Here is a 22,742-nt window from a genome sequence, read left to right as displayed (position 1 = left end):
AATGGGGGTCTCAATGATGGTCAAGTCATTTCGTATGAAAGCTTTGATTGCGGGAGCTGCGGTGGCGGCGGCTGTTTCGGCCGGCGCTGTTTCTGATGTGCCCGCTGCCAAAGTGTTTCAGCCGACAGCTGCTTATGCGGCGGAAACGGTGTTTTCTCAAAATAATGGAGCATCCGGCTTTTTGACAGGAAGATATGATGTACAAGCGATGGCGCCTGCCATGTTTAACTGGTCACGCGAAAGCCGGTTCGCCGGAAATACAGACGGGACGCTGAAATGGCAAAACGACATCAGAACGACTCCGCAAAATGGAGCGGGGGCTGTGATTGACGGAGACGGCACAGTATATCTTCATTCCAGAGATGGGGAAATGAAAGCCTTTAATCCAGACGGCTCAGTCAAATGGGTGACCGGGAATCTTGGAAAAACATATACGCAATCTCCTGTACTTGGGACCAACGGCGTTATCTATTTGGCTTCCTATGACAAAAAGATTTATTTTATTGACAAAGAAACTGGAGAAATTTTAACAACGGTTCCGTTAAGCGGCGGGCCAAGCTCTGAAACGGTGATCGGTTCAGACGGGACGTTGTATTTCTCAACACTTGATAATTATGTTCATGCGATCAAACCGACGTCAAAATCAACCTGGACAGAGCGCTGGAAGTTGAAAACAAATGGTGTCGTCAGCTCTGTGCCGGTGCTTGCCTCAAACGGCACCGTGTATGTCGGCACATACAATAACGTGTTTTATGCGATCAATTCCGGAACCGGACAGGTGAAATGGTCCAGAACGACGTCAAATGCGTTTAAAGGATATCCGGTGATTGATAAGGATGGCACCGTTTATGCTGGCAACCAAGACGGACAGCTGTATGCGTATACGTCAACAGGCAGCTTAAAATGGACATTCCCGCTGAACGGGTTCTCAAGTTCATCGCCTGCGATTGATCATAATGGCAATATCTACATCGGCTCAGGAAGCGGCGAGCTGTTTTCCATCAGCAAAAACGGGGATATGAACTGGTCATTCTATACAGACGGTCCTGTCAGAACGGCGCCGCTGATTGACGCGAAGGGAACGGTTTATTTCGGGTCAGATGATATGAAGGTTTATGTGGCAGACGCAAACGGCAATGAATTATGGAGCTATCAAACCGACAGCAACGTCGTGTCATCTCCGCAGCTTGCTGAGGACGGAACGCTTTATATTGGAAGTTATACGAAGCTGATGGCTTTCGGGAAATAGTAAAACAGGCTGGCGAGGTTAACTCGGCAGCCTGTTTATTTGATCAATCAAGATATTTATTTTTATAGACAACCTTTGTCCCGCAAATATAATCATGTAATGCCAGTTTAGAGGGAAAGGCCGCCATGATAAAACCGATATATAAGATCTTAGATAATGTGTAAGCGAAGAAACGGCCGAAGCTGTGCCAAAAAGAAATACGCTCGCCATACTGATTGACAACGATGATGCCCATGAGTTTTTTTCCCAATGTTGCCTGCATGTTTGAGGAAGTCAGCAAGCTATAGTAAAGAATAGCGAAAATAAATATGATGGCCAAAACAGGGATTGTGCCAATGATCAACATGAAAAATTCATATCGGGCTTCTGACATGTGTGTGCCTGCTGCATCAATGAGTGGCAACACAATGAAGGTGTTAATGAAAATCATAATGAAAGAGAATATAGCTATAATAAATACATCAATAATAGAGGCGGCTGCCCGAATCCAAAATCCTGCTGGTTTTTCCATGTATAATATTCTCTCCTTTGAAGTTTTCTGGGATATTATACGTTAGAGGCTGCAGGGTTTCAATGAGATAGACTAGAGGATTCTGGTTTCGTAGTGAAAATGGTATTTTATCACTTTTAATCTCTTTATTTAGGTGATATAAAGATAAAAAAAGAACCTGCAAGATGATGCAGATTCTCTTCATTACGATTATTTAGAGGCCTGAATAAAGACACCCTTCTCATGAGAAAACTCTTTGAATCCGTATACCCCATGATAGGAGCCGATTCCGCTTGTGTTGACGCCGCCGAATGGCAGGTTGACGTCACTGAAATGGACGACGACATCATTGATGGCGGCATTTCCTGATGTCGTGTGCTGAAGGACGTTGTCAATCAGGTCTTGGTTTTGGCTGAATACATAAAGCGCAAGCGGTTTATCGTGATCATTTACGTAATCGATGACCTCGTCGATGTCTTCATAATTCATCATCGGCAGGATTGGTGCGAAGATTTCCTCCTGCATGATTTTCATATCAGGCGTGACGTTTTTCAAAACGGTTGGCGAGATCGTGCGGTCGCTGGCATCAAATACGCCGCCGAACACCACTTCCGCCCCTTTTTTGATGGCATCGTCGAACAGATCTTTGACGCGGTTGAAGTTGCGGTCATTGACGATCTGCGTAAATTTGCTGCGGTCTGGGGTATGATCATCCTCCATAAATCCTGCGTTAACGATTGTTTGTAAAATCCCCGCGAACCTGTCCTGAACGTCTTTTTTAATGAACAGGTAATCAGGTGCGATGCAGGTTTGGCCAGCGTTTACGAATTTCCCGACGGCGATCTTTTTCGCTGCGTCCATCAGATCGTAATCGCTGTCGATAATCGTTGGGCTCTTGCCGCCAAGCTCAAGTGTGACAGATGCCAAGTGTTTGGCAGCCGCTGTCATGACGATTTTCCCGACATTTGTGCTTCCAGTGAAGAAAATGTGGTCGAACGGCTGATCAAGAAGCTCGGTTGCCACCTCAACCTCTCCTTCAAAAATCGCGACTTCTTTGTCATCAAAAGCGTCTCTTATCACTTTAGCGGCAATGTTGCTCGTGTTCATCGTGAAATCGGACAGCTTCACAATCGCGCTGTTTCCGGCTGCGAGAGAAGCGGCAAGCGGCGCCATCGTCAGCATAAACGGATAGTTCCACGGGCCGAGGATGAGTGTGACGCCTTTAGGCTCGTACATAAGAATTCCGTTTGCGTCAGGGCTTAACGATGAACCGACTTCTTTAGGCGCCATCCATTGTTCCAGGTTATTCATATTATCTCTGATCGCTTTTTTTGTTCCTTCGATTTCCGCTTTTTTGACCTCGTGATATGGTTTGCGGACGTCTTTGCGGATCGCTTCGATGATTTCTTCTTCATGGGCGATGACGGAATCTAAAAAGCGCTGAAGCTTCTTTCTGCGCTGTTCCGCTGTTGAAGCGCGCAAGGCTTTTTGCTGTTTTTTCTGAAGCTGAAAGACACGCTGGATGTCGTCCTTTACTTGCTGTTCCATTGTAAAATCCCCCTCATTTGCTTTCTTCTTTTCTCGGACCTATTATAAGGTGGTACCTTTTCTGTAAGAAAGACAACGGTGAACCATCTATACGTTACCGTACATATATCGAAGATCTGTCTAATGATTGGAGGTGTCTTTTGTGCCGGAATCTGCCGAAGCTCAAGTGAAAGAGGCGCTGCTGGCTTTATTGAAAGAAAGAGATATTCAACATATCACAATGAAAGAAATCGCTGAGAAGGCCAAAGTGAGCCGCGGATCGCTCTACCTTTATTATGAGGATAAGTTTTCAATCATTGAGGATGTGATCGAAGATATGAAGGAAGGACTGGGCAAAGCGCTTTTTGACGCCTTCAGTCATATGGATACCCTCCATTTGAACAAAAAACGGCAAACGGTGCATCCGACGCTGTCCTTTGTTCATGAGCATCGATCCTTTTTTTCTGTGATGATGAACAGAGGGCATTTCCATCGTTTTTTTAAGGATGTGTTTCAGCAGGATTTGCTGCTTGCTCCGATTCATGTGAATTTGACGCCGATCGAACGGGAAATTTACGGACATTACCGGGCCTTGTACACGTACGCGATTATCCTGTATTGGCTGAATGAGGATGCGGCCGCGACTCCGGAAGCTATCAGCCAAAAGGTATGGGAGCTTGTTTCTCAAAAGAGATTTTATTGGCTGTTTGGACAGGCTGTGCCAGGAGAGCGAGAGCAGGACAAGCAAATCGACAGGCGTGTGGTTCGAACGAGAGAGGCGCTCCAGAAGGCATTTCTGGACGTGCTGGCGGAGAAAAAAGACTACGCAGCCATCACGATTTCGGATATTACCCGGAAAAGCAATATCCGCCGCGCAACCTTTTATGATCACTATGCCAATAAAGAGGAATTGCTCCAAACCATGATACAGCGATCATGTGCGGAGATCATTGATCACCTGACGATTGCCTCCAGCCCGAATGAATTTTCCTTAAAGGAAGCGGAGAAAGCGCTCGCCAGTCTGCTTTCTGCTTTGTCAAAGATGCCCACTGTCCATTTTCTCAATCGGGAATGGGGTGTTCCTCATGTGATACCTGATATGTTCAAAGCGCTGGAATCGTTTTATCTGCATCAGCAAACTGGTATTCACGCAGAGAAAAAGCTTTATGCCCATTATGTATCCGCAATGATTATTGGGTTGCTTTTGTATCGGCTGGATGAAGGAAAGGCGCATCCGCCTGAAGTGCTGGCGAGGGAATTTTTGCAGTTTTTGGATGTGAAAAAGTATAAAGTTGTATTGCTTTGAAAGACAAAAAGAGAGGGACATCCCCTCTCTTATTTCGTTTCTTTCTTCCATTTCTCATCAATCAGCATTTTCCCTGGCCATGTGTATGCCATGATGCCGCCGTCTGCGGTGATGTCCTCTCCTGTGACGTATGAGCTGTCGTCTGACGCGAGGAACAGGGCCACTGTCGCCATTTCCTTCGGCTGGCCGAGGCGGCCGAGCGGCGTGACCCATTTGTTGGCTTCGCGGAACTTTTCACCCATTTCCTGTTCTTTGGTGCCTGCTAATTTGTCAATCAGCGGGGTTTCGATCGTACCCGGTGAAATGGAATTGACGCGGATGCCGTTCCGTGCGTAGTCGATCGCCATCGCTTTTGTCAGGTTGGTGATGCCGCCTTTTGCTGCGTTGTAGCCGGAGCGGTCAAGATCCGCGGCACGGCCTGACATGGAGGAGGTGTTGATGATGGAGCCCCCATTTTCGAGCATGAGCGGAATCAAATATTTGCTGCAAAGGAACGTGCCGCGCAGGTCGACGGCGATAATGCGATCAAACAGGTCAACCGGATATTCGTGCACCTTTCCGCCTTCCTGATCAACGCCGGCATTATTAAACAGAATATCAATCGTTCCGCATGCATCCTTGATTTGATCAGCAAATGCTTTCACACTGTTTTCATCTGACACATCAAGGTGAAAGGATTCTGCCTGTCCTCCGTTTTTTCTGATTGCGTCAACTGTTTCTTCCATTTGATCTTTATTGATATCTCCGATGATCACACGCGCGCCTTCATTGGCAAAAACCTCTGCCGTCGCTTGCCCAATGCCTGTCGCGGCGCCTGTGATCACTGCTGTTTTGTTTTCAAGTCTTCCCATGATACGAGACCTCCTTTTTCTATTTGTCTTCCCGCTATGTGCAGTGATAAACATGCGAGAAAAGAAAGGCCGGCATATGTTAAGATGAATTAGAAATTGTTGGGAGGTTTGTATGTTTGAAGGTACAGCATAAGAAGGAGCTCAAGTTTTATTGCTTCATTACCATTCCATCTGCATTTGTTGTGCTGACTGTCATCTCTTTTTTATTGCAAGAGATTACGTTTCCGGTGACTGCAAGCGCATTTCTGAATGCTTCATGGCATAATCTATTGTTTTTGATACCGTTCGGTTTGTTTTTCTACCCGGTGCATATATGGATGAAGCGGGAGTTTGGCCGCTGGAATGACACAGAAAAAAAGAGAGGATGATGAAGCCTCTCTTTTTTATGAGAATGAGTGAGAAAAAGAGTGAAAACAAATCCAACTAATGTTAAATTTACATATATATGCATCTATCAATCTAATTGACAATTGTCATCTTATGTGATAAATAGATGCTGAAAAGGGTTTACATAATGGTAAAGGAGCGATCAAGAGTGGCGAAAAAAGAGTTTAAAGCAGAGTCTAAACGCTTGCTGGATATGATGATTAACTCCATTTATACCCAAAAAGAAATTTTCCTGCGCGAGTTAATCTCCAATTCGAGTGATGCGATTGACAAAATCTATTACAAAGCGCTTACGGACGATGCGCTTACGTTTGATAAAGACAGTTACTACATAAAGGTCGCAGCTGACAAAGATGCGAGAACATTAACCATCTCTGATACGGGGATCGGAATGACAAAGGATGAGCTTGAACAGCATCTTGGAACAATTGCAAAAAGCGGTTCCCTCGCGTTTAAAAAGGAAAACGAGCTGAAAGACGGACATGACATTATCGGGCAGTTCGGTGTCGGTTTTTACGCGGCATTTATGGTTGCCGATGTCGTGACAGTCATCAGTAAAGCGCTTGGCAGCGAAGAGGCTTATAAATGGGAGTCTGCAGGTGCAGACGGCTATACGATTGAACCGTGTGAAAAGGATTCTGTCGGTACAGACATTATCCTGAAAATCAAAGAGAACACAGAAGATGACAGCTATGACGAGTTTTTAGAGGAATATCGTTTAAAAGCGATCATCAAGAAGTACTCCGACTTCATTCGCTACCCGATCAAAATGGATACAACCATTAATAAGCCGAAGGAAGGCAGCGAAAATGAATTTGAAGAGGTGCAGGAAGAGCAGACGGTCAACAGCATGGTGCCGATCTGGAGAAAAAACAAAAGCGAGCTGACAGATGAGGATTATGAAACATTCTATGCTGAAAAGCATTACGGGTTTGATAAACCGCTCACACACGTTCACATCAGTGTGGATGGAGCCGTTCGCTACAATGCGATTCTATTCGTTCCTGAAAACATGCCGTTTGACTACTATTCCAAGGAATATGAAAAAGGCTTGGAGCTGTATTCCAATGGTGTGCTGATCATGAATAAGTGCGCAGACCTGCTACCGGACCACTTCAGCTTTGTGAAGGGCATGGTCGATTCTGAGGATCTGTCGCTGAATATTTCCAGAGAAATGCTGCAGCATGACCGCCAGCTGAAGCTGATCGCGAAAAACATCAGCAAGAAAATCAAAAGCGAGCTGCAAAGCCTGTTGAAAAAAGACCGGGAGAAATACGAGACGTTCTACAAGTCGTTCGGCAGACAGCTGAAATTCGGCGTGTATAATGATTTTGGCGCGAATAAGGATCAATTGAAGGATCTCCTATTATTCTACTCTTCAAAAGAGAAAAAACTGGTCAGCTTAGACGAGTATGTTTCCAGAATGCCAGAGGAGCAGAAATTCATTTATTATGCGACCGGTGATTCTTACGACCGCATTGAGAAACTGCCGCAAACGGAAATGGTGGCGGACAAAGGCTATGAAATCCTCTACTTTACTGAGGACATCGATGAGTTTGCAATTAAAATGCTGGCTTCTTATCAGGAAAAAGAATTCAAGTCTGTATCAAGCGGAGACCTTGGCATAGACACGGATGAGGATCAAAAGCAGTCCGAGGAAGAGGAAAGCAAGTATAAGGATCTGTTTGAGGAAATGAAAAACATTCTGTCAGACAAAGTGAAAAACGTCAGAATCTCAAAACGGCTTAAATCACATCCAGTCTGCCTTGCTGCTGACGGCGAAGTGACAATTGAGATGGAAAAAATCTTAAACGCGATGCCTGACAGCCAAAATGTGAAGGCGGAAAAAGTGCTGGAAATCAACCCAAATCACGAAGTATTCCAAACGCTGCAGGACGCGTTTGAACAAGATAAAGAGAAGCTGAGCCTGTACACAAACCTTCTGTACAATCAGGCGCTTCTCATCGAAGGCCTGCCGATTCAGGATCCTGTGGAATTTACGAACAATATTTGCAAGGTCATGGTGTAAACAGAAAAAGGAATCGTCCCATAAGGAGACGATTCCTTTTTTTTATAAAGTACGCTCATTCAGCACTTGGTTTTGGGTGCTTTTCTTCTTTTTAAACCGTTTTTTCAGGCTTGCTTCAATTTCCTCCAAGCTTTTCCCTTTGGTTTCCGGTACCATGTAGAACGCGAAGAAAAATGAGAGAAGACAAATGACTGAGAAAACCATAAAGACCCATGCGATGCCCATCGCGCTTAGCATCAGCGGGAAGACAAGCGACACGATCAGGTTAGCCGCCGATAACACCAAAGTCGTGAACCCTGTCGCGGCTCCGCGTGCTTTGGATGGGAAGAGCTCAGGCATGAGCACCCACACTACCGGACCCCATGTCGCCTGGTAAAAGACGATATAGACACCTAGAAAGACTACTGTCATCCACGCTGTTGATGCGGAAAGTCCGAGCGTTAGGAGCACGCCTGATAAAGCAGCAAGGCTCAGTGTGATGCCGACACTTCCCCAGATCAGAAGTTTTTTGCGGCCGACACGGTCAATTAAGATCATGGCAGTGATACACATGATGACGTTGAGGATGCCGATCCCCATTGTGCCGAGCGCCGAAGCTGATGTGCCAAGACCGGCCTTCGTAAAAATGGTTGGCGCGTAGTAGATGACCGTGTTAATGCCGACCGCCTGCTGGAAAATGGCAAGGCCGACGCCAATCAGAAGCATGGGGCGAATCCATTTGGCTTTCAGCACGCTGAGTGTCGTTTCTTTTTTCTCCGCTTCCCCTTGCTTCATCTCTGCCAATTCCATTTCGATGTCTTTGGGGTCATGAGTGATGTTCATGATGCGTCTCGCTTCTTCTTCACGGCCGCGCTTCACGAGCCATCTTGGCGATTCCGGCATGAACGCGATGCCGATTAATAGAAGCACGGCAGGCACTGCGGCCAGACCGACCATCCAGCGCCACGCTTCAAACGGTGTGAACAGGTAGTTAACGATATAGGCGAGCAAAATCCCGGTGACAATCATTAAGTTGTTCATTGTGCCGAGTGTCCCGCGAATTTTCGTCGGTGCCATTTCGGAAAGATACACGGGCACAAGTGCCGTTGAACCGCCGACGGCCAACCCGAGTATCACCCTAGATGCAATCAGCATGCCGATTGTTTGCGAAAATGCGCAAGCGAGCGCACCGATAATAAAAATGATGGAAAGGACAAATACAACCTTTCTCCTGCCCCAGCGGTCTGAGCATGTGCCGCTCAAGGCAGAACCGAAAATCGCGCCAAGGAGCAGCATGCTGACAACCAATCCTTCTGTCAATGTCGTTAAAGGAATATCGTTATTGATAAACAGGAGTGCTCCTGAGATAACGCCTGTATCGTAACCATATAGCAGTCCCCCTAAAGCGCCGAAAAAGTAGATCATATATTTCCTTGTGTCTTTCTTCACAAATGTCTCCTCCTCAGTTGTTGAGCCAATGAGTATCTAAAATGTATAACAAAGTTAATAGATTAGTACCCATTTCCTATCTCATTTGAAACATTTGTTTTGAAAAAACGGAAACATTAAAGCCAAAAGGCGGGGTATTGGCGATTTTTGCGTAAGTTATTAATAATGAGAGCGATGATCACGATGATGACAGATCCAATGAGCACGGGAAATACTAAATAACTCCAAGCGTATGCCCCTTGAATGACAACAATCGGGTCGGCGCCGGCAGGAGGATGAGTGGTTTTGGTCAGCATCATCAAGCAAATGGCAAGCCCTGTCCCCAATGCAAAGGTCCATGGGTGGGCGCCGAATATGTGAAGGACAACAATCCCAGTAAGAGCGGAAATAAAATGGCCGCCAATCACATTCCTTGGCTGTGATAATGGAGCATTCCAAGCGCTGAATACGAGCACACAGCTCGCTCCAAAAGGCGCCATTAACCATAAGCTTGATGTATAAGCGGTCAACGAAGCCAGTGTCAATATGGTAATAAATCCTCCGATAAGCCCTGTAACAGCATCTTTGCCGTTCACCTGCAAGGGTGTTTTTCCATTTCCTTTCATTTTCAAAAAGAAGTTGTTTTCCAAATTTATCCCTCCAGTATGTATAGAATAATAGGTAAATACTAACCTGTCAATTTAATTTTTAGGGGTTAGTTTTTCGAAGCAATAAAAAAACCGTTCGCTGGGGAACGGATTCTTACTCATGATTCATTTTTTTCTGATGGCGTGAAACCTTATGCCTGTTGCCGCATATCTTCATGGAGCACCATTTTCGCCTTCCTGTTTTATCAAGAAAAAGCAAAATGCACTTTTCGTTTGCGCACCGTTTCAGCTGTTGGATTTCTTTTGTATGAATGAGCCATAACGCATCGTAAGCGATAAGCGATAAAATGGCATCATCTGGTTTTCCATTCGGAATGCGGGCTAGTTTGCCATCTATGATTTGATAAGAAAAGGGAGCGGCGGCGATTTGATCTTGCAGGAAAGAGATAAAAGCTTGAGAGGGTTCACTGCCTTCGACAATACGCTCAAAGTGCTTTCTCAGCTCAGCTCGGAATTGATGAATCCGATGCAATCGTTCTTGGACTTGCTGTAGCGTAAAGGAATTGAGAAAAGGAGCAGTTTCTCCCATTATTTCAAACCATGCCATCAGATCTTTTTCTGATTGGATGAGATCGTGCCGTTTATCATAGCTTACAATTTCAGTATTCACGAGATCGAGAGAAAGGTTTTGTGTGATAAGAGGGAATTGAGCATTTGCCATTGTGATCATTCCTTTCAAAATTATTGTAAGCGCCAAAACCTTTTTGACGCAAGGATATGAGTAAAAGGAGGCATTTTATCTCTCAGGCGGTCTGCTGATTAAAGGGAAGATGCTCTTCCTGTCTACTGGAAAACCATCATAAAAAACCTTACCCGCGCGGAGTAAGGTTTTGATTAAGACATTTTTATTCTTCTGCTTCGTTGACGAAAACCAAGGCGGAGAAGCCTTTTTTCTTATCAAATTGCAATTCAACGACGGTAACGTCCGGATTGAAGTTGTGGTATTCCTCTAAGAACTGAATAATGCCTTCTGAAATGTCATCTGACATAAGCTGCTTGTGGTGCAGGCCAAATGTGGCTTCAGCGAGGAACCCTGTACGCTTGTTGTACGATAGTTCTTTTACTTCAACGTCTTCAGGATAGATATCTTCTTCATTGGAAATATACACGCAAATTCCGTCTACAATTTCTTGCTCATTTAATATTAATCTCATTGCCTAAAATCTCCTTCTGTACGTCTTCGGTGCTTTAAATGCGCGAATCAATGCGATGACAATGATTAAAATAATGATTAAAGCGATGATATCCACGATCCAGGCAATGGGTGAAGCGCCATAAGAAACATAGCCGGGGCCTCCGACTGGATGATAGGTGTAACCCCACGGGTGCATCATGCTGATCATGAACATACCCATTGTAAATCCGCTATAATATCCAAACCATCCTGATGGCGCGAAACCTGCGTGATAGTAATGATTGACTGAAACATAACGTCCGCCAACATAAGCTTTAGACGTTTTTCCGCTGTATGTCTTTCCGGTTACTTTTGATGTAGCGCCGGAAAAGGTGCCTGACGATTTTTTAGAGCTTGATGAGCTTGCCTTTTCCGAAGGCTTCTTTTTAAGCGAAATCGATGATGATGAATCGTCAGGCGTCTTGGATTTTTGGCTAGAAGAGCTTGATCCTGAGCTGTAGCTTGATTTCGGGCTTGATTTATAGCTTCCGCTGTATGACGAGCTTGAACTTCGGCTGCTGTAACTAGATGATGAGCGGCCGCTAAAGCTCTTTGCATGAGAAATCGTTGATGGCAGCAGTACACCTAAAGCAACGGTTACTGCAACTAAGGCTTTCACATATTTAAATTTCATTCTGTTTCCTCCATAGACCATCGAAACGGTCCGCTATTCTGACCAGCAAATAAAAGAAGCTGGTTCAGCTTTATTTCATATGAGCTAGATGATATGAACGTTTCATACTTTTGCTTTCTCAATCACTTTCTTTCTGAGATAAACTACCTTTATTTTATCGGATTTATGGCTCATTTTGTAAGGTTTTGCTTCAAAATCAGTTATTTAGGAATTTATCGCACAAAAAAACAGCCTTCTCCAATGGAGAAGGCTGTTTTCTTCTTATGCGAACAGCTTATCAATAAATGAAATATCCTCTTGAGAAAGCGTCACGTCGGCTGTTTTGATGTTATCAATCAGCTGATCGGCACGTTTTGCTCCCGGGATTAAAATATCAATTTCCGGTCTTGCTAAATACCAGGCCAATACGATGTGAGGGATATCCACGTTGTGTTTTTCGGCAATCGGCGCAAGCTTGTTGACCTTTCTGATATTTTCTTTGAAACGCTCGCCCTTGAAGTGTTCCTGTTCGTTTCGCAGGTCGCCTTCTGGGAACGTTGTATCTTCTGTATACTTTCCTGCCAATAAACCTGATACGAGCGGGAAGTAAGGGATAAATGAAATATTATGCTCCTTCGTATACGGGAAGAATGTGTTTTCCGCTTCACGGTTTAACAGGTTGTATTCGCCTTGCAATACATCTACCAAACCGTCTTTGTTTGCTTCTTTCAATTGCTCTAAAGAGAAGTTGGATACACCGATGGAACGGATTTTTCCGGCTTTCTTCATCTCATTCAGCGCGTTAACGGCTTCATCCTTAGGCGTATGTTCGTCAGGGAAGTGAATGTAGAACAAATCGATATAATCGGTATTCAAACGCTTCAGGCTTTCATCAACTGATTTTTTAAGAAATTCTGGTGAATTATCAAAGACAAAGTCATTGCCTTGTTTTCTGTGAGCGGCTTTTGTCGCGATGACAACATCTTCACGGTTGAATTCACGCAGCACTTCACCAATTAATTCTTCGGAACGGCCGATCCCGTAAATATAAGCGGTGTCTAACATTGTCACGCCATTACGGATCGCCTCGCGCACCAATTCTTTTCCGGTTTCTTCATTTAGGTTCGGGTAGAGGTTATGTCCTCCGACAGCATTTGTTCCTAATCCGATAGGGAATACCTGCAAGTCTGATTTTCCGAGCTTCGCTTTTTTCATGATCTGCCTCCTAGAATAAAATGGATGATAGACTCTCAACACTATTGTAAACGTTAGGCCAGGTGAATGCCGATTTGATGCTCATTGCAGTACTGCGTGTACTCGTCGTCTAATGGCTGAGAGGTCACAATGCAATGCAGCCTGTCAAATGGCGCATATGTCAGAAGCGTTGATTTTCCGAATTTAGAATGGTCAGCCAATAGATACACTTCTTTTGCTTTTTCCGAAATCCTCTTTTTAATTTCATACTCCAGCAGATCCGAGTTGGTCAATCCGTGTGTCAGCGTCGTTCCGGTAGCGGACATAAAAGCTTTGTTGATATTGTACTTATCAAGCATAGCCGGGTCGTCCATGCCGACAAAGGAGCGGGTTTTTCTCTTATAGTTGTTTCCGATAATGATTAAGTTGATATTCTTCAAAGCTGACGCCGCATTGATAATGTCTAAACTGTTGGTTAAGATGGTGACATTTTTGGCTGGATCAAGCGTATCAAGAATAGACTTTGTCGTCGTTCCTGAATCAATGAAGACCAAATCGTGATCTTCAATAAATCGGGAAGCATAATGGGCGATTTTTGTTTTTTCATCCTGGTGCTGAATGGTGCGATTTTCAAAAGGAACTAATGCGGTTTTTTCAATAGATGTTACGCCGCCGTATACTTTTTCAATCGCACCCTTTTCTGTTAGCTTGTTGATATCACGTCTGACTGTGTTTTTGGAGACATTGAACACCTGGCACAGCTCATCTAAGGAAACAGTGCCATGCGATAAAATGTACTCCTCCATTTCCTGAATCCGCATCAGTTTCATATAAAAAACTCCTTCTTGAATCTTTACGTAACATAAATATATAATAAAAACCAAAAGTTAATCAATAGTTGCTTAAAAAATGATAACATCGGTGTATATCTTTTGCAAGATTCGACGGCTTTCTCTTACCTCTCTTACTTGATTAAAAGATTAATATAATAAAAATAATGAAAAAATGTAGTGTTTATGATTGACTTATGGGTATTATGCGATTAGAATATAACCAAGAAATGACCAAAAAGTAACCTGTTGTACATGAAATGGTTGCTTGTATGTAAATATGCATCCGCCATTTATTTTTTTGGTTTTTTTGAAAGCGTTTAATTCTTGGCTTGCTGAAAAGTGGATATTGATATGAATCTATCCTGAACCATCCATACAAGTGTATGTGTTTACTAATGAAGGAGGCAATAAGAATGGCAGAAATCAGAAAATTAAAAAACTACATCAACGGTGAATGGGTTGAAAGCAAAACAGATCAATATGAAGATGTCGTCAATCCGGCGACGAAAGAAGTACTATGCCAAGTGCCGATTTCTACAAAAGAGGATATTGATTACGCAGCGCAAACGGCTGCTGAAGCATTTAAAACATGGTCAAAGGTGGCGGTTCCGCGCCGTGCCAGAATTCTATTTAACTTCCAGCAGCTGCTGTCTCAGCATAAAGAAGAACTGGCTCATCTGATTACCATTGAAAACGGAAAAAACACAAAAGAAGCTTTAGGTGAAGTGGGACGCGGGATTGAAAACGTAGAGTTCGCCGCTGGAGCACCTTCCCTGATGATGGGTGACTCGCTTGCTTCCATCGCAACGGACGTTGAAGCGGCGAACTACCGTTACCCAATCGGAGTTGTCGGCGGAATCGCGCCATTCAACTTCCCGATGATGGTTCCTTGCTGGATGTTCCCGATGGCGATCGCGCTCGGCAACACATTTATTTTAAAGCCATCTGAGCGGACTCCGCTGTTAACAGAGAAATTGGTTGAGCTTTTTGAAAAAGCGGGCCTTCCGAAAGGGATATTCAACGTCGTATACGGTGCGCATGACGTTGTAAACGGCATCCTCGAGCATCCCGAAATTAAAGCGATTTCATTTGTAGGGTCCAAGCCAGTAGGCGAATACGTCTACAAAAAAGGAAGCGAAAACTTAAAACGCGTTCAATCTCTGACTGGCGCGAAAAACCATACGATTGTCTTGAACGATGCGAATCTTGAAGACACGGTCACAAACATCGTTGGAGCTGCCTTCGGTTCTGCCGGTGAACGCTGCATGGCTTGTGCGGTTGTGACGGTTGAAGAAGGAATCGCTGATGATTTTATGGCGAAGCTGCAGGAAAAAGTGGCGGATATTAAAATCGGTAACGGCCTTGATGACGGCGTGTTCTTAGGACCGGTGATTCGCGAAGATAACAAGAAGCGCACGCTCAGCTATATCGAAAAAGGTCTTGAAGAAGGTGCCAGACTCGTATGTGACGGACGTGAAAATGTGTCTGACGACGGCTACTTTGTCGGCCCGACGATCTTTGACAATGTCACAACAGAGATGACGATCTGGAAAGATGAAATTTTCGCTCCGGTTTTATCTGTCATCCGTGTGAAACACCTGAAAGAAGCGATTGAAATCGCCAATAAGTCTGAGTTTGCGAACGGCGCCTGCTTGTTCACATCCAACTCAAACGCAATCCGCTACTTCCGTGAAAACATTGATGCGGGAATGCTAGGCATCAACCTTGGCGTGCCGGCTCCAATGGCGTTCTTCCCATTCTCAGGCTGGAAATCTTCATTCTTTGGAACGCTGCATGCGAACGGAAAAGACAGCGTCGACTTCTATACACGTAAAAAAGTGGTAACGGCAAGATATCCAGCACCTGATTTCAACTAAACGACGAACAGCCGAACGGCGTCCATGTGCGCTGTTCGGACTCATTCTGCCAATAGAAAGAGGAGGGCTTCACTATGAGTTATTTGTTGCGTAAGCCGCAGTCGCATGAAGTGTCTAATGGGGTCAAACTCGTGCACGAAGTAACGACATCCAACTCTGATCTCACTTATGTAGAGTTTAAAGTGTTAGATCTTGCATCAGGTTCAAGCTATACAGAAGAATTGAAAAAACAAGAAATCTGTATTGTGGCGGTAACGGGAAAAATTACAGTGACAGATCATGAGTCGACTTTTGAGAATATCGGCACGCGTGAAAGCGTATTTGAACGAAAACCGACAGACAGCGTCTATATGTCAAATGACCGTGCATTTGAGATCACAGCGGTCAGCGACGCAAGAGTGGCGCTTTGCTATTCTCCATCGGAAAAGCAGCTTCCGACAAAGCTGATCAAAGCGGAAGACAACGGAATTGAGCATCGCGGGCAATTTTCAAACAAACGTACTGTTCATAACATTCTTCCGGATTCAGACCCTTCAGCTAACAGTCTATTAGTAGTTGAAGTCTATACAGACAGCGGCAACTGGTCCAGCTACCCGCCTCACAAACATGATCAAGACAACTTGCCGGAAGAATCTTTCTTAGAAGAAACGTACTACCATGAGTTAGACCCGGGACAGGGTTTTGTGTTTCAGCGCGTATACACAGATGACCGTTCTATTGACGAGACAATGACTGTGGAAAATGAAAACGTTGTCATCGTTCCTGCGGGATACCACCCGGTAGGCGTTCCGGACGGATACACATCCTACTATTTAAATGTCATGGCAGGGCCGACGCGAAAATGGAAGTTTCATAACGACCCGGCGCATGAGTGGATTTTAGAACGCTAACAAGTGAGGAGTGGCTGTTTACGATGAAGTATACATTCAATGAAGAGAAGGCTTTTGATATTGTTGCCATCGGCCGGGCATGTATTGACCTGAACGCAGTCGAATACAACCGCCCAATGGAAGAGACGATGACATTTTCCAAATACGTTGGCGGTTCACCTGCGAATATCGCGATCGGCAGCGCGAAGCTTGGCTTAAAAGCGGGCTTCATCGGCAAAATTCCTGATGACCAGCATGGAAGATTCATAGAGTCCTATATGAGAAAGACCGGCGTTGATACAACACAGATGGTTGTTGATCAAGATGGACACAAAGCAGGCCTTGCATTTACAGAAATCCTCAGCCCTGAAGAATGCAGCATTTTAATGTATCGCGATGATGTGGCGGATCTTTATCTTGAGCCTTCAGAGGTAAGCGAGGACTATATCGCAAATGCGAAAATGCTGCTTGTTTCCGGGACAGCGCTCGCCAAAAGCCCGTCACGGGAAGCGGTATTAAAAGCTGTTCAATACGCGAAGAAGTATCAGGTTAAAGTGGTGTTCGAACTGGATTACCGCCCGTATACGTGGCAGTCATCAGATGAAACAGCCGTTTATTATTCTTTGGTTGCCGAGCAGTCTGATATCGTCATCGGCACACGCGATGAATTTGATGTGATGGAAAACCGCACAGGCGGAAGCAATGAAGAATCCGTCAATCATTTATTTGGCCATTCAGCCGACCTCGTTGTCATCAAACACGGCGTCGAAGGCTCTTACGCATACAGCAAATCCGGCGAGGTATTCCGCGCCCAAGCGTACAAGACAAAAGTGCTGAAAACTTTTGGAGCTGGTGACTCCTATGCGTCAGCCTTTATCTATGGCCTTGTCAGCGGAAAAGACATCGAAACGGCATTGAAATACGGCAGTGCTTCAGCTTCTATTGTGGTGAGCAAGCACAGTTCGTCAGAAGCAATGCCGACTGCAGAAGAAATCGTACAGCTTATTGAAGCACAGTCATAATTGAAAAAGATCGAGTAAAGGTGGGATCGTTTGTGGGTAAGAAAATTCGCTTAACAACAGCACAGGCGCTGATTAAATTCTTAAACCAGCAGTACATCCATGTTGATGGAAAGGAAGAGCCTTTTGTCGAAGGGATTTTCACAATTTTCGGTCATGGAAACGTATTAGGGATCGGGCAAGCGCTTGAGCAAGATGCAGGCCATTTGAAAGTCTATCAAGGGAAAAATGAACAAGGAATGGCGCATGCGGCCATGGCGTACAGCAAGCAAATGCTGAGAAGAAAAATATATGCGGTGTCTACATCGGTCGGACCGGGAGCGGCTAACTTGGTGGCGGCAGCCGGCACTGCATTGGCAAACAATATCCCAGTTCTCTTGATTCCGGCAGACACATTTGCGACAAGACAGCCAGACCCTGTACTGCAGCAAATGGAGCAAGAATACAGTGCGGCGATTACGACAAACGATGCATTGAAACCTGTATCGAGATACTGGGACCGCATTACGCGCCCTGAGCAGCTGATGAGCAGTTTGCTGCGCGCGTTTGAAGTCATGACTGATCCGGCAAAAGCAGGTCCGGCAACGATTTGTATTTCTCAGGATGTTGAAGGGGAAGCATACGATTTTGATGAAAGTTTCTTCGTCAAACGGGTTCACTATATTGATCGTATGCAGCCGAGCGAGCGCGAGCTTCAAGGTGCGGCGGAGCTGATTAAATCCAGCAAAAAACCTGTGATTCTCGTCGGCGGAGGCGCAAAATATTCCGGTGCGCGCGATGAATTGGTTGCCATTTCTGAAGCCTATAACATTCCGTTAGTTGAAACGCAGGCAGGAAAGTCTACTGTTGAGGCAGATTTTGCGAACAACCTTGGCGGAATGGGCATCACAGGTACACTTGCGGCAAACAAAGCGGCCCGCCAAGCTGATTTGATTATCGGCATCGGCACAAGGTATACAGATTTTGCGACATCCTCTAAGACCGCTTTTGATTTTGATAAAGCGAAGTTTTTGAACATTAACGTCAGCCGAATGCAGGCGTATAAACTTGATGCATTCCAAGTGGTAGCGGATGCGAAAGTGACGCTTGGCAAACTGCACGGCTTGCTTGAAGGCTATGAGAGCGAGTTCGGCACAACGATCCGGGTGCTGAAGGACGAATGGCTAGCTGAACGCGAGCGTCTCAGCAAAGTGACGTTTAAGCGGGAAGCATTTGATCCGGAAATCAAAAATCACTTTTCTCAAAAGGTCCTGAATGAATATGCTGACGCGTTGAATACGGAGCTTCCGCAAACAACGGCATTGCTGACAATCAACGAGACGATTCCTGAAGACAGCGTCATCATCTGTTCAGCAGGCTCACTCCCAGGAGATTTGCAGCGTCTGTGGCATTCTAATGTTCCAAATACGTATCACCTGGAGTATGGGTATTCTTGCATGGGCTATGAAGTGTCCGGGACACTCGGTCTTAAACTGGCCCACCCTGACAGAGAAGTGTATTCAATCGTCGGAGACGGCAGCTTCCTGATGCTTCATTCTGAACTGATCACGGCGATTCAGTACAACAAGAAAATCAATGTGCTGCTCTTTGACAACTCAGGATTCGGATGTATCAACAACCTGCAAATGGATCACGGCAGCGGCAGCTACTATTGCGAGTTCCGCACAGATGACAACCAAATCCTGAATGTCGATTACGCGAAAGTCGCTGAGGGATACGGCGCGAAAACCTATCGCGCAAACACAGTAGAAGAATTAAAAGCGGCGTTAGAGGATGCGAAGAAACAGGATGTATCAACATTAATTGAAATGAAGGTGCTGCCTAAAACAATGACGGACGGCTATGACAGCTGGTGGCATGTCGGGGTGGCAGAGGTATCTGAACAAGAAAGCGTTCAGAAGGCATACGAAGCAAAAGAGAAAAAGCTGGAATCTGCGAAGCAGTATTAGAGGGGAGGCACCATAGATGGGCAAAAATGAAATCCTGTGGGGAATCGCTCCCATTGGGTGGCGGAATGATGACATGCCTGAAATTGGAGCGGGAAATACACTTCAGCATTTGTTAAGTGATATCGTTGTCGCACGTTTTCAAGGCACGGAGGTCGGGGGCTTTTTCCCCGAACCTGCCATCCTGAACAAAGAGCTGAAGCTTCGGAACTTACGCATTGCAGGAAAATGGTTCAGCAGTTTTATTTTGCGTGACGGACTTGGTGAAGCGGCAAAGACATTTACCCTGCATTGTGAGTATTTGCAGCAAGTAAACGCGGATGTCGCAGTTGTCTCTGAACAAACGTACAGCGTGCAAAGCTTGGAGAAAAACGTGTTCACAGAGAAGCCGCACTTTACGGATGATGAATGGGAGCGGCTTTGCGAAGGGCTGAATCACCTTGGCGAAATTGCCGCTCAGCATGGCTTGAAGCTTGTCTATCATCATCATCTCGGCACTGGTGTCCAAACAGCGGAAGAAGTGGACCGCCTGATGGCAGGAACTGACCCTGCGCATGTACACCTCCTCTATGATACAGGCCATGCGTATATTTCTGACGGCGATTACATGGGGATGCTTGAGAAGCATATCGGCCGCATTAAGCATGTGCACTTTAAGGATGCCCGCCTGAATGTCATGGAACAATGCAGACTCGAAGGACAATCGTTCCGGCAATCATTTTTAAAAGGCATGTTTACGGTTCCCGGTGACGGCTGCATTGACTTTAGAGAAGTATATCAGCTGCTGTTGAAGCACAGTTATTCCGGATGGATTGTCATTGAAGCTGAACAGGACCCCGATGTTGCAAACCCGCTGGAGTATGCATTGATTGCGAGAAACTATATTGATCAGCAGTTGTTGGATCTGGCTTAATGGGGACTGGACATATGGGCAATACCAATGGAGATTCAGCCTTCAATAAACGGACAATCGCCGCAGCATTGGCCAACTATATTGATGCCGGTTCAATTGTGGCAGGCTCCGCCGGTTTATCATTATGGGTCAGTTACCTTAAGCTATCTGATACGCAAATCGGGCTGCTCGGCGCGCTGAGCGCAAATGCGATTTCTGCCGCTGTCGGCGCGCTGCTTGGCGGGTTTCTGGCTGATAAAGTCGGACGGAAGGCTGTTTATACCAATAGTATGCTGGTTTATGCACTAGGGATTTGTTTGGTTTTGTTCGGGGTTAATTTCCCCATGTTGTTAAGCGGTTACATCATTATCGGTTTATCAGTAGGAGCTGATATAACCGCGTCATGGACCATTATTGCGGAAAATGCGCCAAAGAAGAATCGGGCCAGGCATTGCGGCGTAGCACAAGTCGCTTGGGCCGCGGGCGCTGTCGTTGTACTGCTCCTCTCCGTACTGGCCGGTGACTTGGGACTCTTGGGGAATAAAATCGTATTTGCCCATCTGCTTGTGATTGCGCTGATTACGTACATCCTGAGAATCAGGCTTCCGGAATCAGACGCCTGGCAGACAAAAAATCAGCCGGAGGATGCTCAGGCAGAGAAGCCGGCTGTACTGAATAAGACATCATATTTTGATTTGCTCAAGCCTATGTATCTAAAAAGCATATTGTTTTTGATGGGTGTGTACTTGGTTTGGAACTTAGCTGCCGGGGTCATGGGCTTCTTTATGCCATACATTTATCAGCAGGTCGGCGGTGTATCTGCCAACATGGCCAACCTTTTGCAAATGGGGCTGTTTATCTTCACAGGATTGGGGGTCGCCTTGATCTTCATGCCCTTTGCCGACAAATATAGAAAAACCGTATTTGGAATCGCCGCTTTCATGGCGGTGATCGGGTGGACACTGTTTCTGCTGCCATTTGAAGGCCTGCCGATTCTGCTCCTGTTTATTGTCGTGATCGGCATCAATAACGGAGCAGGGCAGCAAGCGAACTATCAGTTATGGGCCAGTGAAATCTTTCCTACGCAATATCGTGCTTCCGCACAAGGACTGATGTTTTTTCTTGTCCGTATTTCAATAGGGATTTGGAGTCTGTTTGTCCCAATGATTATCACCAATTTCGGCATTGGAACGATGGCTGCAATTCTTCTCGGATGTGTGACGGCCAGTATGATCATCGGGCTGCTCTTTGCGCCGAATACGTCTGGCAAGTCGCTTGAACAAATTCAAGAGGAACTCTACGGGTCTCCTCAGAGCCAAGTAAAGCAAGGAACAGAAAGCAAAATCATGTAACCAACAGAAGGAGTGGCTGTCAATGAGTTTACGGATTGGCGTAATTGGAACTGGAGCAATCGGAAAAGAACATATTAACCGCATCACGAACAAGCTGTCAGGCGCGGAAATCGTAGCTGTAACGGATGTTAATCAAGAAGCTGCACAAAAGGTCGTTGAGCAATACCAATTAAACGCGACGGTTTATCCGAATGATGACAGCTTGCTTGCAGACGAAAATGTAGACGCTGTTTTAGTGACAAGCTGGGGGCCTGCGCATGAGTCAAGCGTGCTGAAAGCCATTAAAGCCCAGAAATATGTGTTCTGTGAAAAACCGCTCGCGACAACGGCTGAAGGATGCATGCGCATTGTCGAAGAAGAAATCAAAGTGGGCAAACGCCTTGTCCAAGTCGGCTTCATGCGCCGTTATGACAGCGGTTACGTACAGCTGAAGGAAGCACTCGATAACCATGTGATTGGCGAACCGCTTATGATTCACTGCGCGCACCGCAACCCGACTGTAGGAGATAACTACACAACCGATATGGCCGTAGTCGACACGCTTGTTCATGAAATTGATGTACTGCACTGGCTCGTCAACGATGACTACGAGTCCGTTCAAGTCATCTACCCGAAAAAATCGAAAAACGCGCTGCCACATTTAAAAGATCCGCAAATCGTCGTAATTGAAACAAAAGGCGGTATCGTCATCAATGCTGAAATCTATGTGAACTGTAAATACGGCTATGACATTCAATGTGAAATCGTCGGAGAAGACGGCATCATCAAGCTTCCTGAACCATCAAGCATCAGCTTGAGAAAAGAAGGCAGATTCAGCACTGATATTTTGATGGATTGGCAGAGACGCTTTGTCGCTGCGTACGATGTGGAAATCCAAGACTTTATTGATTCGATTCAAAAGAAAGGCGAGGTCAGCGGACCGACGGCATGGGACGGCTACATTGCTGCTGTTACGACTGACGCGTGTGTAAAAGCCCAGGAATCTGGACAAAAAGAAAAGGTTGAATTGAAGGAAAAACCGGAATTCTATCAATCTTTTACAACAGTTCAAAACTAAAA

21 protein-coding genes are annotated in these 22,742 nt (G+C 45.5%); 11 read left to right on the top strand and 10 right to left on the bottom strand.

The features are described from left to right. The first annotated feature begins 16 nt into the window (after nt 1-16). Nucleotides 17-1,249: an outer membrane protein assembly factor BamB family protein gene (locus tag AC0OMU_RS21285; protein ID WP_015483935.1), complete on the top strand. Its 1,233-nt coding sequence runs from the start codon at nt 17-19 to the stop codon at nt 1,247-1,249. Between the two features lie 43 nt (nt 1,250-1,292). On the opposite strand, the gene AC0OMU_RS21280 is transcribed toward AC0OMU_RS21285, so the two are convergent. Together AC0OMU_RS21280 and AC0OMU_RS21275 are read right to left on the bottom strand one after the other, a co-directional pair. Beyond that, a complete protein-coding gene (locus AC0OMU_RS21280) occupies nt 1,293-1,760 on the bottom strand; it encodes an RDD family protein (protein ID WP_015483934.1) in 468 nt (155 codons plus the stop codon). A gap of 189 nt (nt 1,761-1,949) precedes the next feature. Beyond that, nucleotides 1,950-3,287, bottom strand: a complete 1,338-nt coding sequence (locus tag AC0OMU_RS21275; protein WP_474241526.1) for an aldehyde dehydrogenase family protein — start codon at nt 3,285-3,287, stop codon at nt 1,950-1,952. Nucleotides 3,288-3,429: 142 nt separating this feature from the next. On the opposite strand from AC0OMU_RS21275, the gene AC0OMU_RS21270 reads away from it, so the two are divergent. Next, the gene (locus AC0OMU_RS21270; protein ID WP_181220338.1) at nt 3,430-4,572 is read left to right on the top strand and encodes a TetR/AcrR family transcriptional regulator; all 1,143 of its coding nucleotides are present in this window, start codon (nt 3,430-3,432) and stop codon (nt 4,570-4,572) included. Between the two features lie 29 nt (nt 4,573-4,601). On the opposite strand, the gene AC0OMU_RS21265 is transcribed toward AC0OMU_RS21270, so the two are convergent. After that, nucleotides 4,602-5,423: an SDR family oxidoreductase gene (locus tag AC0OMU_RS21265; RefSeq protein ID WP_015385126.1), complete on the bottom strand. Its 822-nt coding sequence runs from the start codon at nt 5,421-5,423 to the stop codon at nt 4,602-4,604. Between the two features lie 116 nt (nt 5,424-5,539). Between AC0OMU_RS21265 and AC0OMU_RS21260 the strand changes: the two genes are divergently transcribed. After that, nucleotides 5,540-5,791: a hypothetical protein gene (locus tag AC0OMU_RS21260; protein WP_014481429.1), complete on the top strand. Its 252-nt coding sequence runs from the start codon at nt 5,540-5,542 to the stop codon at nt 5,789-5,791. A 167-nt stretch (nt 5,792-5,958) separates the two neighbouring features. Then, complete coding sequence (gene htpG, locus AC0OMU_RS21255) at nt 5,959-7,839, top strand: molecular chaperone HtpG (RefSeq protein ID WP_015483932.1); 1,881 nt, start codon at nt 5,959-5,961, stop codon at nt 7,837-7,839. 42 nt (nt 7,840-7,881) lie between these two features. On the opposite strand, the gene AC0OMU_RS21250 is transcribed toward htpG, so the two are convergent. From AC0OMU_RS21250 to iolR, 7 genes are all read right to left on the bottom strand, one after another. After that, entirely contained in the window at nt 7,882-9,267 is a 1,386-nt protein-coding gene (locus AC0OMU_RS21250; protein ID WP_015385124.1) for a sugar porter family MFS transporter, read from the bottom strand. Between the two features lie 116 nt (nt 9,268-9,383). Continuing rightward, nucleotides 9,384-9,872, bottom strand: a complete 489-nt coding sequence (locus AC0OMU_RS21245) for an HPP family protein (protein WP_250503708.1) — start codon at nt 9,870-9,872, stop codon at nt 9,384-9,386. A gap of 136 nt (nt 9,873-10,008) precedes the next feature. Continuing rightward, nucleotides 10,009-10,575, bottom strand: coding sequence for a CGNR zinc finger domain-containing protein (locus AC0OMU_RS21240; RefSeq protein WP_327830212.1), 567 nt, complete (start codon nt 10,573-10,575; stop codon nt 10,009-10,011). Nucleotides 10,576-10,759: 184 nt separating this feature from the next. Continuing rightward, nucleotides 10,760-11,068, bottom strand: a complete 309-nt coding sequence (locus AC0OMU_RS21235; protein ID WP_063335875.1) for a DUF2653 family protein — start codon at nt 11,066-11,068, stop codon at nt 10,760-10,762. Nucleotides 11,069-11,071: 3 nt separating this feature from the next. After that, nucleotides 11,072-11,722, bottom strand: a complete 651-nt coding sequence (locus AC0OMU_RS21230; RefSeq protein WP_474241524.1) for a hypothetical protein — start codon at nt 11,720-11,722, stop codon at nt 11,072-11,074. A gap of 261 nt (nt 11,723-11,983) precedes the next feature. Further along, nucleotides 11,984-12,916 carry an aldo/keto reductase gene (locus AC0OMU_RS21225; protein ID WP_063335873.1) on the bottom strand — a complete coding sequence of 311 codons (933 nt, stop codon included), beginning with the start codon at nt 12,914-12,916 and terminating at the stop codon, nt 11,984-11,986. Between the two features lie 53 nt (nt 12,917-12,969). Next, nucleotides 12,970-13,725: a myo-inositol utilization transcriptional regulator IolR gene (iolR, locus tag AC0OMU_RS21220; protein ID WP_003227050.1), complete on the bottom strand. Its 756-nt coding sequence runs from the start codon at nt 13,723-13,725 to the stop codon at nt 12,970-12,972. A 416-nt stretch (nt 13,726-14,141) separates the two neighbouring features. Between iolR and iolA the strand changes: the two genes are divergently transcribed. From iolA to iolG, 7 genes are all read left to right on the top strand, one after another. Beyond that, nucleotides 14,142-15,605: a methylmalonate-semialdehyde dehydrogenase gene (iolA, locus tag AC0OMU_RS21215; protein ID WP_474241523.1), complete on the top strand. Its 1,464-nt coding sequence runs from the start codon at nt 14,142-14,144 to the stop codon at nt 15,603-15,605. Between the two features lie 74 nt (nt 15,606-15,679). Next, nucleotides 15,680-16,495 carry a 5-deoxy-glucuronate isomerase gene (gene iolB / locus AC0OMU_RS21210; RefSeq protein WP_014478486.1) on the top strand — a complete coding sequence of 272 codons (816 nt, stop codon included), beginning with the start codon at nt 15,680-15,682 and terminating at the stop codon, nt 16,493-16,495. Nucleotides 16,496-16,518: 23 nt separating this feature from the next. Further along, nucleotides 16,519-17,496, top strand: a complete 978-nt coding sequence (iolC, locus tag AC0OMU_RS21205; protein WP_474241522.1) for a 5-dehydro-2-deoxygluconokinase — start codon at nt 16,519-16,521, stop codon at nt 17,494-17,496. Nucleotides 17,497-17,528: 32 nt separating this feature from the next. Beyond that, nucleotides 17,529-19,442: a 3D-(3,5/4)-trihydroxycyclohexane-1,2-dione acylhydrolase (decyclizing) gene (gene iolD, locus AC0OMU_RS21200; RefSeq protein ID WP_474241521.1), complete on the top strand. Its 1,914-nt coding sequence runs from the start codon at nt 17,529-17,531 to the stop codon at nt 19,440-19,442. A gap of 16 nt (nt 19,443-19,458) precedes the next feature. Then, a complete protein-coding gene (gene iolE, locus AC0OMU_RS21195; protein ID WP_003227062.1) occupies nt 19,459-20,352 on the top strand; it encodes a myo-inosose-2 dehydratase in 894 nt (297 codons plus the stop codon). A gap of 14 nt (nt 20,353-20,366) precedes the next feature. After that, on the top strand, nt 20,367-21,683 hold the full coding sequence (gene iolF, locus AC0OMU_RS21190; RefSeq protein WP_474241520.1) for a myo-inositol transporter IolF: 1,317 nt from the start codon (nt 20,367-20,369) through the stop codon (nt 21,681-21,683). A gap of 22 nt (nt 21,684-21,705) precedes the next feature. Next, the gene (gene iolG / locus AC0OMU_RS21185; RefSeq protein WP_003244482.1) at nt 21,706-22,740 is read left to right on the top strand and encodes a bifunctional inositol 2-dehydrogenase/D-chiro-inositol 1-dehydrogenase; all 1,035 of its coding nucleotides are present in this window, start codon (nt 21,706-21,708) and stop codon (nt 22,738-22,740) included. Nucleotides 22,741-22,742: the final 2 nt, after the last annotated feature.

This window comes from Bacillus sp. FAU18, from assembly GCF_056033885.1.
Note: the sequence above shows the minus strand (reverse complement) of the source record. Positions and strands in the feature narration are given on the sequence as shown.

Bases quoted from the DNA above. Each gene is read 5' to 3' on its own strand.
- AC0OMU_RS21245 (WP_250503708.1), bottom strand. From the start codon at position 9,872: ATGAAAGGAAATGGAAAAACACCCTTGCAGGTGAACGGCAAAGATGCT.
- iolR (WP_003227050.1), bottom strand. From the start codon at position 13,725: ATGAAACTGATGCGGATTCAGGAAATGGAGGAGTACATTTTATCGCAT.
- AC0OMU_RS21240 (WP_327830212.1), bottom strand. From the start codon at position 10,575: ATGGCAAATGCTCAATTCCCTCTTATCACACAAAACCTTTCTCTCGAT.
- AC0OMU_RS21235 (WP_063335875.1), bottom strand. From the start codon at position 11,068: ATGAGATTAATATTAAATGAGCAAGAAATTGTAGACGGAATTTGCGTG.
- AC0OMU_RS21225 (WP_063335873.1), bottom strand. From the start codon at position 12,916: ATGAAAAAAGCGAAGCTCGGAAAATCAGACTTGCAGGTATTCCCTATC.
- AC0OMU_RS21280 (WP_015483934.1), bottom strand. From the start codon at position 1,760: ATGGAAAAACCAGCAGGATTTTGGATTCGGGCAGCCGCCTCTATTATT.
- iolE (WP_003227062.1), top strand. From the start codon at position 19,459: ATGGGCAAAAATGAAATCCTGTGGGGAATCGCTCCCATTGGGTGGCGG.
- iolB (WP_014478486.1), top strand. From the start codon at position 15,680: ATGAGTTATTTGTTGCGTAAGCCGCAGTCGCATGAAGTGTCTAATGGG.
- AC0OMU_RS21275 (WP_474241526.1), bottom strand. From the start codon at position 3,287: ATGGAACAGCAAGTAAAGGACGACATCCAGCGTGTCTTTCAGCTTCAG.
- AC0OMU_RS21230 (WP_474241524.1), bottom strand. From the start codon at position 11,722: ATGAAATTTAAATATGTGAAAGCCTTAGTTGCAGTAACCGTTGCTTTA.
- AC0OMU_RS21285 (WP_015483935.1), top strand. From the start codon at position 17: ATGGTCAAGTCATTTCGTATGAAAGCTTTGATTGCGGGAGCTGCGGTG.
- AC0OMU_RS21265 (WP_015385126.1), bottom strand. From the start codon at position 5,423: ATGGGAAGACTTGAAAACAAAACAGCAGTGATCACAGGCGCCGCGACA.
- iolA (WP_474241523.1), top strand. From the start codon at position 14,142: ATGGCAGAAATCAGAAAATTAAAAAACTACATCAACGGTGAATGGGTT.
- iolG (WP_003244482.1), top strand. From the start codon at position 21,706: ATGAGTTTACGGATTGGCGTAATTGGAACTGGAGCAATCGGAAAAGAA.
- iolF (WP_474241520.1), top strand. From the start codon at position 20,367: ATGGGCAATACCAATGGAGATTCAGCCTTCAATAAACGGACAATCGCC.
- iolC (WP_474241522.1), top strand. From the start codon at position 16,519: ATGAAGTATACATTCAATGAAGAGAAGGCTTTTGATATTGTTGCCATC.